Raw genomic sequence first — 11,354 nt, 5'->3', positions numbered from 1 at the left:
CTTCTCTTCTTTGGTAAATTTTCTCTTTTCCATCGTACAAAATTATAGATTTCTATTTATAATTGTGTCCGATTATTTAAGGGGCTGAAACAATAGTCAAGTACAATAATAAATATTTATTCATACAATCTGATAAGATACTTATTTACAACGACAATAATTTTAATAACTTCACCACCATTAAATCTCCAGACACTTCCGGCTCATCGAATAGATATGGACATAGTGTTTTTAATAATAAACTATACTTATTTGGATATAGGCTTAATGGTACATTTGCAGATAAAAATGCAGTGGTCGGCAGATATGATTTGAATTATATAACTCCTTAATTCCGAAGGGAGTCAGTAAAGAAGGGGAAAGTCAATAAAACAATGCTTTAACGACTTTCTTCTTCCCAGTTTATAAAGACCGAAAGCTACTTTATAGCTAGGTTTATCTGTATAGTAATGAAAACTACCCTATCTCAGCAATCGCCTTAGATTACTCAGAGGGTACAACTCATCAGTACACATACGTTTATACAAATTAAATTTTTGTTTGAGCACACGGATTACTGATGCCGTAATAAGTAGGGAATGCTTATTTAAAAAAATGATTAAGAAAATAATAATTAGTTTAACCGTACTATTCATTCTTTCTAGCTGTATGGTTCCCCAATCAGACTACAACGAACTAAAATCAGAAAATGATGTTTTAAAGTCACTGAATAAAAAGCTTGAGACCTTAAATGAAAAATTAAGAAGTAAATTAGATTTAATAGAATTCAAAAACAGAGAGATAGAAGAGGCAAAACTAAAAATTTCTCTTCGTACGGAAGAAGAAGCATTGCGTCTTATAGAAGATTATTATAAATTTTATAATGCAAATATGACTTACAGAAATCCACAACTTCGAAGAAATGCGGATAATGAATTTAAAGTGTCTTTGGAAGAATGTATCAATAAAGATACTTACAAAGAAGGAGATTTTTTTTGGCATTCTCGGGTTCTAACACTTGAAATAAATAATGACGGCACTTATAAAGTTAACTAAAATAAATAAAATGAAAAAAATAATTTTAATACTTACTTTGATTTTAAGTCTAAACGGTTACTGTCAAACTGCTAAGGAATATTTTGATATGGGTATAGCAAAAGGAGACTCAAATGAATACAACCAAGCCATATATTACTTTGACAAGGCTATTGAAATTAATCCTGATATGGTTTCTTCACTGCTCATGAGAGCCTTTTTAAAAAATGAACTAAATGATTTTGAAGGAGCTGTTGATGATTACACAAGAGTTATAGATATTAATCCGTCTATTTCCTCTTCATATTCTGGCAGAGGAAATAGTAAATTTGAATTAAACGATTTTCAAGATGCAATGCAAGATTTTAATAAAGCTATCAAAATTGATCCTAAAAATGCTGACGCTTATTATCGAAGAGGTAAAGTGAAGAGTCAATTACAAGATATTCGTGGTGCAATTGCTGATTACACAAAAGCTATTATTTTTAACCCGAAACATAAAGATGCTTATACTAAAAGAGGCAGCGCGAAATTGAACTTAAAAGATTATAATGGAGCAGTCAGTGATTACAATCAAGCACTTGCAATTGATCCAAACTATGCCTATGGATATATTTATAGAGGTATTGCAAAAGCTGTGTTAAAACAAAAGCAGAGCGCATGCCTAGATTTCAGTAAAGCTGGAGAAATGGGGATTGAAAAAGCATACGATTTAATAAAAGATAATTGTAATTAAAAAAATATGAATATGAAAATAATAATATTAATACTGACTTTTTATTCATTTACAAATTGTTATAGTCAGACTTATCACATCCCATTATATGAAGGAAGGGAAAAGTATGACTCCGGAGATTACAGAGGAGCAATAGCTAGCTACACAAAATTTATTAAAGATTATGGACCTTCTGATTACGAAGTATATTGGAGAAGAGGGGATGCTAAAAGTAAATTAAGAGACTATCTTGGCGCTTTACTAGATTACAATAGATTTCTAAGTAGCAATGGATATACTCTTGACACGACTGTCTATTATAGAAGAGGAATTGTAAAGAACAAGTTAGGTGACTTTAAAGGAGCAATAGCTGATTACATCGAATCGATACGTCTTTTTCCTTATGTCGAAACTGATTTTATAAATAAAGGTACGGAGAAATTCACTTTCGAAGTATATAATGGAGCAATTGCCTATTATACAAATCAAATATCCCTAAACCCAGACAATGGATTCATATATAAATGTAGAGGAATTGTAAAATTGGAGTCAGGTGATAAAATCAGCGCATGTTTAGACTTTTATAAAGGAAGAGATTTAGAGGATCCTGGAGCATCATCTTTTATTAGCAAATATTGTAATTAGTTTTATTAAAAGAGTTTAAATTTCACAAAATTATATACAATTATAAAGCCTTACAAACTGTTAGGCTTTTTTTATGCAATAAACTTTTAAAAGTTGTCTTTTTGAAAAAATATTTTTTTTTCAGAGAGCATGATGATCCATAACCCAACCGCCCTGCTTCTGAAGTTTGGGTAAGTACCCGGTAAGTCTAATTAATAAAGAAGAAACCATGGTTAAAATTATTGATGTGAAAACAATTAAAACAGAAGTTGGAAAAGAATTCAACATGCTAGTTGTTCAAGGAGGAATAGAACCTCTCGTAAGCAACAAAACAGGAAAGATCTATTTTACAATGCGCAAGGCAAACGTGTCAACGACATTTGATGCTGCTTGTTGCAAATCTCTTGTCGGTACAGAATTGCCTGGCAAAGTAGAGAAAGTGGAGTGTGAACCTTATGAGTACACCGTCAAAGAAACGGGCGAGATAATGATGTTAAAACACAACTGGCAATACGTGGACGAAGATTTTATGAATGCCAGTTCTCAAGTCATCGACAAAGAGTTTGTCAATTAAAAAACAAAAGCAAGAGAGCATCGAAAGGTGTTCTCTTTTTTATTTACAGTCAAAACAAAAGTTATGAAATTATCTAAGGCAGAACGCCATCAAGTAAAGTTAAGGATCGGATTATCAGGTCCTTCAGGTTTTGGAAAAACCTACTCCGCATTATTATTAGCACACGGAATCACAAATGATTGGAATAAGATAGCCTTAATAGACACTGAGAATAAAAGTGCAAGTCTATATTCTCATCTAGGAGATTTCAATGTATTATCATTAGAAGAGCCATTCGCTCCAGAACGTTATTTAGAAGCTATTAAGCTCTGTGAAAATTCGGATATAGAACTAATCATTATTGATTCTATAAGTCATGAATGGCAAGGAAAAGGCGGTTGTTTAGAGATTCACGAACAGTTAGGAGGACGTTTTCAGGATTGGGCTCGGGTGACACCAAGGCACAACGCTTTTATTGATGCAATTATCCTTTCAAAATGCCATTTAATTACTACTTCAAGAAGTAAAGTAGATTATAGCCTTGACAAGGACAGCAATGGAAAAACAAAAGTCATGAAACTCGGAACCAAATCCATTACAAGAGAAGGGTTTGAATATGAATTAACGGTAAATTTTGAATTTCTTAATGACAAACATTTAGTACAAGCATCAAAAGATAGGACAGAATTGTTTTCTGGTAAACCTGAATTCATTATCAACACAGCAACAGGAAAAAAACTAATCGAATGGTGTAATCAGGGAATTTCTATTGAGAGAATAAGAGAAGAAATTAATTCTTGCGAAACATCTGAAGGACTAAAACAGATCTACAGTAAATATCCAAACCTAAGTACAGAACTTTATCCTGTTATAATGGCAAGAAAAGAAACGTTGGACAATGTCTCAGCACAAGTAATCTACGAAGAACAAATTATTCAAAACCTAAACCCACAAAACAATGAATTTAGTATTAAATAATCCTAAGGCTCAAATCATAGAAGAGGCGCAAGTAATTCAATCTGAGAGAAAGAACTTCATTGAAGCGAATACACTTCAGGTCGATTTAGAGCATCTCAAGAACGAATGTATAGTGCCTGTGTTTTCTAAAGATAACGAGAGTACTATTTCTCATTACGAATTCATTAAATATACGGAGGATGTAATCACCAATGTATTATCACAACATATACAACTAGAAGAAGAAATCAGGGTATCTCACATGGTTAAAGGACGAGTGCCTTCTGCTATAGGAAAGCTAGCTAAAGATCTTTCAGAACTGGAGAAAACGCTTTACTATGAGCGAATGGCTTTTGTCATTGAAATTCCACAGATTAGTCAGGTCATTAATGGGAACCGTTTGAATTTAGCCATTGGAGGAGTTCGTGCATACAATCAAGAGAATCTATATGGCAAGAAATCTATAGAGAAATTTAAAGTGTTTATAGGATTTCAAAATACAGTATGTTTGAACTTATGCATCTCTACTGATGGTTTGGCAGAAAGTATTAGAATCAGTTCAGTTGGCGAATTAAAATCCAAAATTCTTGAATTGATTAATGGCTACGATAGAAAGAAGCATCTGGACAACTTGCAAGAACTAGAGAGTTACTGGATTAACCAAGACCAGTTTGCCTTTCTGATAGGGAAAATGAAGATGTATCAATATCTTTCTAAAGAAGAGAGAAAAGATTTGTTCCCGCTTTCCATAACTGATTCACAGATTACCTCTATAGTGAAGGATTATTATTCAGATGTATTTTTTTGTAGTACAAAGGGAACTATAAATTTGTGGAAGCTATACAATATTTTCACAGAAGCTAACAAGACAAGTTATATAGATAACAACTTAGAAAGAAATGTCTCAGCGTATGAGTTTATTCAATACCTAGCTAAATATGTAAAAAATGGGGAGAGTAATTTCTTTTACAATAATATAAATATGACTAAAACGGACAATTAATGGATGTGAATGCCTATGGATTTCTACTTAAATACAGTAGCCCTTTTAGTATTCTAGTGGTTACGAATGAGGATAAGCTTATAGAGTTAAAATGTCCTTTTAAAGTAGCGGTGATTACGAATGTCAAGAATATGATGGTATCTCAAATTAAAGATGTTAGTCAGGTAAAGCTGGCTACAAACAACAAACTGGTTTATATCATAGAGGACAAGCCTTATTTCTATTACTATTTCACCATTCTATTATGACGTTAAGGAGTTATGCTGTATTTTGATAACCAACTTTTTAGACGGTTTCTCCTCCATCAAAAAACCCCTGAAAACGAGCTAGCTGTCATTTTAATTAAGGGGAGTCGATTTTTTGGCTCTTCTTTTTTTAATTTAGCAGTGCAAAAGAAAAAATGTGTTAAGCTCGGGAATGATATTTAATCTAGTTTGATTTTAAAAGCTGATTGAAAGTGTAACTCTGTTATTAGACACAGGGTTTGAAAACATAAATTAAGTGATTTTTGCCTTCCATTTTAAGGCATAAAAAAAAGGTTTTTACCAGCATTTTCTAAATATGTTTAGCAAATGTTTAGCAAAAACCTTGTTAAGCCTAGTGAACATGCTTTAAAAGTGACCACGGTGGGATTTGAACCCACACGCCCTTGCGAGCACCAGCCCCTCAAGCTGGCAAGTCTACCGTTTCTCCACGTGGCCTAAAAAAAGAAAAGGTCATTCGCCATGGCGAACAACCTTTTAGTGACCCGACTGGGGCTCGAACCCAGGACCCCATCATTAAAAGTGATGTGCTCTACCAACTGAGCTATCGAGTCAATGCTTTCAAAGAAATTATGTGTTGATCACTAAAATTGTGACCCGACTGGGGCTCGAACCCAGGACCCCATCATTAAAAGTGATGTGCTCTACCAACTGAGCTATCGAGTCATATTCTTTCCTTGAATGCGGGTGCAAATATAAGGACTTATTTTGGAGTTTTCCAAGCAATTTTATTATAAATTTGTCTTTTTTTAACAATAAATCTTAACGCCTTAATTTATAAGGTTTTATTCTATGAGGAAAATTATATTATTAGGCTATATGGGTTGCGGGAAGTCCACTATTGCCAAAACTCTATCAAAAATCATCGGAATGCCGTTTGTCGATTTGGATAAATATATCGAAGAAAAAACAAATTTGTCTATAAATGAGATTTTTGAAAAGCATGGCGAAATTTATTTTCGAAAAGTAGAGCATCAGGCTTTCCTTGAATTATTGAATTCTTCTGAGCCTATTATAATTGGATTGGGTGGCGGAACGCCTTGTTATGCTAATAATCACCAGTTGTTAAAAGGTGAAAATGTATTGTCCGTATATTTGAGAGCATCCATAGAGACTTTGTTCAACAGATTGTCCCTTAATAAAAGCAAAAGACCCCTTATTGCCCATAAAAGTGATGAGGAAATGAAGGAGTTTATTTCGATGCATCTTTTCGAAAGAAGTTTTTACTACAATCAGGCACAATATAAAGTGAATGTTGATGATAAAACAATTGATCAGGTAGTACTTGATATTGTTAGTATCTTAGCTTAAATAAGCATAACTATTCCCGTCTTCGTCAAAAACGACTTGAACATGCTCCAGTAACGATGTGGAGAGAGATATTCCCTTAAAATCAGCTTTTACAGGATACTTCTTGTGATTTCTGTCGACAAGGACAGCAGTTTTGAATTTTTTCAAAGGAACGTCTATGAAATGTCTCACTGCATAGATCAATGTGGTACCGGAGTTTAAAACATCATCCACAAGTATCAAACCTTTGTTAGCATATTGTTCTTTGTCTAATGAGGTGTGAATGGGTAATTCGGGATTTTGTTTGTTAATTTGAACTTCGCAAAGCGAAACTTTAAGCGAAGAAATGGTTTCTAAAGCTTGGGCAATCTTTTTGGCAAAAGTAAAGCCGTTAGTTGCAATTCCTGCAATGACTATTTCTTTCTCGTCTACAAATGTTTCGTAGATTTGGTAAGCAATCCTTTTTATTTTGTGTTCAATTTCTTGATTCGTTAAGATGATATTTTTGTTCATTGTTTTTGTTTAAAAGTTTAAAAGTTTAAATTTTCTGAATAATTTTAGATCCCAAACTTTTTTAATCTTCTTCATCAGTTTTAATTTCGTTTCCAAATTCGTCAATATCTCTTCGATCTTTTTTGGTTGGTCTTCCAGTTCCATTTTTTCGATAATGCTCTTTCGATAATTTTAATAATTCTAAATGAGCATAGGCTTCGGAAGGCGTTTCGTTTTTTCGATAAATGTCGACAAGTTTAGCACCAACTCGATTTTCCGGAATGTCCAGTACGGTGATGATTTGTGTGATTTGGTCTTTCCTGAATGTGATTTTATCAGTAGGAAAAACCTCCTTGGAAGGTTTGGCAACAAGCCCATTTACGGTAACATGGTTCTTTTTGCAAGCTTCCGTAACCATATTTCTGGTTTTGTAATACCGCATGCACCATAAATATTTATCTATTCTCATAAATTTTCTAAAATCGGAGTTAAATAGTTTACAAAAATCAATCAATATTGTATCTTGCGCACTTAAAAATCAGCTATAATGAACAAATTTAAGTATTATTTTATTCTATTAATTACAACTCTCTCTTTATTTTCATGTTCGAAGAATGATACTGCTACAGTTGAACCACTTAGAGATTATGCAATACAAAATACTTCTGATATGACCGTCATAGAAGAATATCTAAATACCAACTATATTACCGTTACAAATAATCCTGGCGCTCCTGATGATCAGGATGTAGTATTTACAAAGATTCCTGCTGGAGGAAGTCAACCATCTGTTATGTCTTATAAAAACAACACTGGTTTTCCTAAACTTTTGAGTAAAGATGTAGTTCTTAATAATATTACTTATAACTTATATTATTTAGTTTTGAGAGAAGGGGTAGGAGAATCACCTTGTAATGTTGACGGTGTGCTAGCATCGTACAAGGGGAATTTTTTAGAGCAAATTTCTACCGCGGGTGTTACAACACTGACTACAACTCAATTTGAAGAAGTTAAGTATCCGCAACAAATGTTGAGTTTATTCAGTACCATAATAGGATGGGGGGAAACTTTTCCACAATTTAAAACGGGAGACAAACCTATTTTAAAGGCAGATGGAACGGTATCTTTTACTAATTTCGGAGCTGGAGTAATGTTCATTCCTTCAGGATTAGCCTATTATGCCTCTGGAAGTGGCACGATACCGGCTTATGTTCCTTTGGTATTCAGTTTTAAATTATACGAAATTCAACGTTTGGATCAAGATGGTGATGGAATTCCATCTTATCTAGAAGATATAAACGGAGATCGATATGTAAGAGCTTTAGCGACTGGCGTTGTAAATCCCGATGATACTGATGGAGATGGTATTGCGAACTTTGTTGATGTTGATGATGATGGCGACAATTATACAACTAAATTAGAAATTAAAAATCCAGCAACAGGAATAGCTTATCCATTTGCAAGTATTCCAACTTGTACTTCAGGAAAGAAAAATTATTTAGACCCTACTTGTCATCCATAAAGTATAAAAATAAGCAGGTAAAAAAAATCCCGTTCAAATAAATGAACGGGATTTTTTTATGATTAAAAAGGAGTTATTTTCTTTTAATAACTCTTTCTACAGCTTCAACAATCGCTTGATTGTTCAATTTGTATTTATCCATTAATTGCTCTGGTGTTCCAGATTCTCCAAAACTGTCATTTACCGCAACAAACTCTTGTGGAGCTGGATGGTGTAATGCCAATACTCTAGAAACGCTTTCGCCAAGACCACCTAGAATGTTGTGCTCTTCAGCAGTAACAATACATTTGGTTTTTGCCAATGATTTCAAAATCGCTGCTTCGTCAAGTGGCTTGATTGTATGAATATTGATAACTTCAGCCGAAATACCTTTAGCTTCTAATGCTTCAGCAGCAATTAGCGCTTCCCAAACTAGATGTCCTGTAGCAACAATAGTTACATCAGTTCCTTCGTTTAAAAGGATTGCTTTTCCAATTACGAAAGGCTCATCAGCTGGCATGAAATTAGGAACTACCGGACGACCAAAACGCAAGTATACTGGCCCATGGTGATCTGCAATTGCTAATGTAGCGGCTTTAGTTTGATTGTAATCACAAGTATTGATTACAGTCATTCCCGGTAACATTTTCATCAAACCTATATCTTCAAGAATTTGGTGTGTTGCGCCATCTTCTCCTAAAGTTAATCCTGCATGTGAAGCACAAATTTTTACATTTTTTTCAGAATAAGCAACTGATTGACGAATTTGGTCATACACTCTTCCTGTAGAAAAGTTAGCGAAAGTTCCTGTAAAAGGAATTTTACCACCAATCGTTAATCCTGCTGCGATTCCAATCATGTTTGCTTCAGCAATACCAATTTGGAAAAAACGCTCTGGATGATTTTTCTTGAAGTCATCAAATTTTAAAGAACCAATTAAATCCGCACAAAGTGCAACCACATTTTCATTCTTTTGACCTAACTCAGTCATTCCCGCTCCAAAACCCGAACGAGTATCTTTACTTCCTGTATTTGTATATTTTTTCATTTTTCAATTTAGATTTTTGGCAGTATTCTACTGAACACTAATTACTGAACACTTCCTAATAGTCTGAATTACCTCCAGTATTATAATTTTGTCCTAAAGCATTGTCAAGTTGCGCATCATTTGGTGCTTTACCGTGCCAAGCGTGAGTATTCATCATAAAATCTACTCCGTTACCCATTTCAGTATGCAACAATACACAAACCGGTTTTCCTTTTCCAGTTCTTGTTTTAGCATCTGTCATACCTGCAATGATTGCTTCAAGGTCGTTTCCTTTTTCAATTTCCAAAACATCCCAATCAAATGCTTCAAATTTAGCGCGAATACTTCCCATTGCTAAAACTTCATCAGTAGTTCCGTCAATTTGTTTTCCGTTTAAATCGATTGTAGCAATAATATTATCTACCTTTTTTGCAGAAGCATACATGATTGCTTCCCAGTTTTGACCTTCTTGCAATTCACCATCGCCGTGAAGCGTGTAAATAATATGGTTGTCACCATTTAATTTTTTAGCTTGAGCGGCACCAATCCCTACTGATAATCCTTGTCCAAGAGATCCTGACGCAATTCTCACTCCCGGTAAACTGTCGTGAGTAGTTGGATGTCCTTGTAATCTTGAATTGATCAAACGGAAAGTCGCTAATTCAGAAATTGGGAAATACCCAGTTCTAGCCAAAACGCTATAAAATACAGGAGAAATATGTCCGTTAGAAAGGAAGAAAAGATCTTCTCCAATACCGTCCATATCAAAACCTTCTTTACGTTCCATTAGATTTTGGTACAAGGCGACAAGAAATTCAGTACAGCCAAGAGATCCTCCAGGATGTCCTGAGTTGACTGCGTGTACCATTCGAAGAATGTCTCTTCTGACTTGGATAGTTAAATCGTTTAATTGTTGTGTGTTAGGCTTCATTTTGTGTGTAAAAGTTAAACTGCTGCAAATGTAATTTTTATTTAGGGTTAAGGCAATAGTTTTTTTGAATATTTAACGTCGATATAAATCATGAAAGTTAGTTAAAATCAGCAATGAAATAAGCTACAATTGGCCATAAAAAAGCCTACATGAAGCAGGCTTTTTTTATTGAAAACAAGTCGTAATCAATTATAAATTAATTCAAATTAGTGTTTCATACTTAATGATGCTGCTTGTTTATTAATTGCTGATAACGCAATTCCAGTTAACGCGGCATCTGTTTTTTTCTGTTCATTGAGCGTCATAGCCAGCATTTCGGCGGCTTTACTTTCACCCAGTGTTTGAGCAAAGGCATGTAAAGTTCCATAAGTAGCAATTTCATAATGTTTAACCTTTTGTCCCGCCGCAATGATTCCTGCGTCGCGTACATTTCCTAGTTTGGTTGCTTCCATTGTGACATTGCTCTCTTTTATTAATCCTTCCATTGTTTCACATTTTTTCGCAGTCGGTTTTATTCCGGTTACTTCAAATATTTTTTCTAAACGGGAAACGTGATGTTCTGTTTCAGTTAAATGATTTTTTAATGCAGTCACTAATTCTGGAGAGGAAGCATTACTAACCATTTTTGGTAAACTTTTACTCAACACTTTTTCAGCAGAGTAAATGTCTTTTAAACCAACTTCAAATAATTCTCTCAAGCCTTGAGCTGCATTTGCTTTTGCTTTTACAACTTCTTTTTCGCTTTCTTGTTTATTCATTTTCGATTCCATAACAGTTGTTTTTAAATTAATAACGTTAAACTGAGTTGTAGTCAAGGAGACTATTCACTTGTCGTTTAAGTTTTATAAAATTAAACAAAAGAACATTTAAATAACTGTTAATTAACGATTTGTAAATAGGAATAGTTTTGTTATACTAAAAATATATAATTAGTGACTTTAAAAAATACGCTTATTAATTACCGTTTTGGAATCTAGATTTTAA

14 protein-coding genes and 3 tRNA genes are annotated in these 11,354 nt (G+C 33.8%); 9 read left to right on the top strand and 8 right to left on the bottom strand.

The window, feature by feature from the left end:
• Positions 1-594 precede the first annotated feature (594 nt).
• From IWX84_RS14695 to IWX84_RS14665, 7 genes are all read left to right on the top strand, one after another.
• Positions 595-1,035 carry a hypothetical protein gene (locus IWX84_RS14695; protein ID WP_196851507.1) on the top strand — a complete coding sequence of 147 codons (441 nt, stop codon included), beginning with the start codon at positions 595-597 and terminating at the stop codon, positions 1,033-1,035.
• Between the two features lie 10 nt (positions 1,036-1,045).
• Positions 1,046-1,750, top strand: coding sequence for a tetratricopeptide repeat protein (locus IWX84_RS14690; RefSeq protein ID WP_196851506.1), 705 nt, complete (start codon positions 1,046-1,048; stop codon positions 1,748-1,750).
• A 12-nt stretch (positions 1,751-1,762) separates the two neighbouring features.
• The gene (locus tag IWX84_RS14685) at positions 1,763-2,374 is read left to right on the top strand and encodes a tetratricopeptide repeat protein (RefSeq protein WP_196851505.1); all 612 of its coding nucleotides are present in this window, start codon (positions 1,763-1,765) and stop codon (positions 2,372-2,374) included.
• 166 nt (positions 2,375-2,540) lie between these two features.
• A complete protein-coding gene (locus IWX84_RS14680) occupies positions 2,541-2,927 on the top strand; it encodes a hypothetical protein (protein WP_231385504.1) in 387 nt (128 codons plus the stop codon).
• A gap of 63 nt (positions 2,928-2,990) precedes the next feature.
• Positions 2,991-3,884 carry an AAA family ATPase gene (locus tag IWX84_RS14675; protein ID WP_196851504.1) on the top strand — a complete coding sequence of 298 codons (894 nt, stop codon included), beginning with the start codon at positions 2,991-2,993 and terminating at the stop codon, positions 3,882-3,884.
• On the top strand, positions 3,865-4,866 hold the full coding sequence (locus IWX84_RS14670) for a DUF3871 family protein (RefSeq protein WP_196851503.1): 1,002 nt from the start codon (positions 3,865-3,867) through the stop codon (positions 4,864-4,866). Before IWX84_RS14675 ends, IWX84_RS14670 begins: the two co-directional genes overlap by 20 nt.
• A complete protein-coding gene (locus IWX84_RS14665) occupies positions 4,866-5,114 on the top strand; it encodes a hypothetical protein (RefSeq protein ID WP_196851502.1) in 249 nt (82 codons plus the stop codon). Before IWX84_RS14670 ends, IWX84_RS14665 begins: the two co-directional genes overlap by 1 nt.
• Before the next feature lie 370 nt (positions 5,115-5,484).
• On the opposite strand, the gene IWX84_RS14660 is transcribed toward IWX84_RS14665, so the two are convergent.
• The 3 genes from IWX84_RS14660 to IWX84_RS14650 all read right to left on the bottom strand — a co-directional run bounded on the left by IWX84_RS14660 (position 5,485) and on the right by IWX84_RS14650 (position 5,795).
• Positions 5,485-5,567, bottom strand: a tRNA-Leu gene (locus IWX84_RS14660).
• Between the two features lie 43 nt (positions 5,568-5,610).
• A tRNA-Lys gene (locus IWX84_RS14655) sits at positions 5,611-5,683 on the bottom strand.
• A 39-nt stretch (positions 5,684-5,722) separates the two neighbouring features.
• A tRNA-Lys gene (locus IWX84_RS14650) sits at positions 5,723-5,795 on the bottom strand.
• A gap of 126 nt (positions 5,796-5,921) precedes the next feature.
• Between IWX84_RS14650 and IWX84_RS14645 the strand changes: the two genes are divergently transcribed.
• Positions 5,922-6,440 carry a shikimate kinase gene (locus tag IWX84_RS14645; protein ID WP_196851501.1) on the top strand — a complete coding sequence of 173 codons (519 nt, stop codon included), beginning with the start codon at positions 5,922-5,924 and terminating at the stop codon, positions 6,438-6,440.
• Here IWX84_RS14645 and IWX84_RS14640 read toward each other — a convergent pair.
• The gene (locus IWX84_RS14640) at positions 6,432-6,932 is read right to left on the bottom strand and encodes a phosphoribosyltransferase domain-containing protein (RefSeq protein WP_196851500.1); all 501 of its coding nucleotides are present in this window, start codon (positions 6,930-6,932) and stop codon (positions 6,432-6,434) included. The two genes, IWX84_RS14645 and IWX84_RS14640, sit on opposite strands and share 9 nt — an antisense overlap.
• 61 nt (positions 6,933-6,993) lie before the next feature.
• The gene (locus IWX84_RS14635; RefSeq protein ID WP_196851499.1) at positions 6,994-7,380 is read right to left on the bottom strand and encodes an RNA-binding S4 domain-containing protein; all 387 of its coding nucleotides are present in this window, start codon (positions 7,378-7,380) and stop codon (positions 6,994-6,996) included.
• Positions 7,381-7,458: 78 nt separating this feature from the next.
• Between IWX84_RS14635 and IWX84_RS14630 the strand changes: the two genes are divergently transcribed.
• Positions 7,459-8,433: an FKBP-type peptidyl-prolyl cis-trans isomerase gene (locus IWX84_RS14630; protein WP_196851498.1), complete on the top strand. Its 975-nt coding sequence runs from the start codon at positions 7,459-7,461 to the stop codon at positions 8,431-8,433.
• 73 nt (positions 8,434-8,506) lie between these two features.
• On the opposite strand, the gene IWX84_RS14625 is transcribed toward IWX84_RS14630, so the two are convergent.
• The 3 genes from IWX84_RS14625 to IWX84_RS14615 all read right to left on the bottom strand — a co-directional run bounded on the left by IWX84_RS14625 (position 8,507) and on the right by IWX84_RS14615 (position 11,140).
• Positions 8,507-9,460, bottom strand: a complete 954-nt coding sequence (locus tag IWX84_RS14625) for a transketolase family protein (RefSeq protein WP_196851497.1) — start codon at positions 9,458-9,460, stop codon at positions 8,507-8,509.
• A gap of 55 nt (positions 9,461-9,515) precedes the next feature.
• The gene (locus IWX84_RS14620; protein ID WP_196851496.1) at positions 9,516-10,370 is read right to left on the bottom strand and encodes a transketolase; all 855 of its coding nucleotides are present in this window, start codon (positions 10,368-10,370) and stop codon (positions 9,516-9,518) included.
• Positions 10,371-10,576: 206 nt separating this feature from the next.
• Entirely contained in the window at positions 10,577-11,140 is a 564-nt protein-coding gene (locus tag IWX84_RS14615) for a ferritin-like domain-containing protein (protein ID WP_231385503.1), read from the bottom strand.
• Between the last annotated feature and the right edge of the window lie 214 nt (positions 11,141-11,354).

This window comes from Flavobacterium sp. CG_9.10, assembly GCF_015752245.1.
Lineage (GTDB): Bacteria > Bacteroidota > Bacteroidia > Flavobacteriales > Flavobacteriaceae > Flavobacterium.
This window is presented reverse-complemented; position numbering and strand designations above follow the sequence as displayed.

What these genes read in the sequence shown, in the direction of transcription:
- IWX84_RS14695 (WP_196851507.1), top strand. Translation starts at nt 595, where the DNA reads ATGATTAAGAAAATAATAATTAGTTTAACCGTACTATTCATTCTTTCT.
- IWX84_RS14690 (WP_196851506.1), top strand. Translation starts at nt 1,046, where the DNA reads ATGAAAAAAATAATTTTAATACTTACTTTGATTTTAAGTCTAAACGGT.
- IWX84_RS14685 (WP_196851505.1), top strand. Translation starts at nt 1,763, where the DNA reads ATGAAAATAATAATATTAATACTGACTTTTTATTCATTTACAAATTGT.
- IWX84_RS14675 (WP_196851504.1), top strand. Translation starts at nt 2,991, where the DNA reads ATGAAATTATCTAAGGCAGAACGCCATCAAGTAAAGTTAAGGATCGGA.
- IWX84_RS14670 (WP_196851503.1), top strand. Translation starts at nt 3,865, where the DNA reads ATGAATTTAGTATTAAATAATCCTAAGGCTCAAATCATAGAAGAGGCG.
- IWX84_RS14665 (WP_196851502.1), top strand. Translation starts at nt 4,866, where the DNA reads ATGGATGTGAATGCCTATGGATTTCTACTTAAATACAGTAGCCCTTTT.
- IWX84_RS14645 (WP_196851501.1), top strand. Translation starts at nt 5,922, where the DNA reads ATGAGGAAAATTATATTATTAGGCTATATGGGTTGCGGGAAGTCCACT.
- IWX84_RS14640 (WP_196851500.1), bottom strand. Translation starts at nt 6,932, where the DNA reads ATGAACAAAAATATCATCTTAACGAATCAAGAAATTGAACACAAAATA.
- IWX84_RS14635 (WP_196851499.1), bottom strand. Translation starts at nt 7,380, where the DNA reads ATGAGAATAGATAAATATTTATGGTGCATGCGGTATTACAAAACCAGA.
- IWX84_RS14630 (WP_196851498.1), top strand. Translation starts at nt 7,459, where the DNA reads ATGAACAAATTTAAGTATTATTTTATTCTATTAATTACAACTCTCTCT.
- IWX84_RS14625 (WP_196851497.1), bottom strand. Translation starts at nt 9,460, where the DNA reads ATGAAAAAATATACAAATACAGGAAGTAAAGATACTCGTTCGGGTTTT.
- IWX84_RS14620 (WP_196851496.1), bottom strand. Translation starts at nt 10,370, where the DNA reads ATGAAGCCTAACACACAACAATTAAACGATTTAACTATCCAAGTCAGA.
- IWX84_RS14615 (WP_231385503.1), bottom strand. Translation starts at nt 11,140, where the DNA reads ATGGAATCGAAAATGAATAAACAAGAAAGCGAAAAAGAAGTTGTAAAA.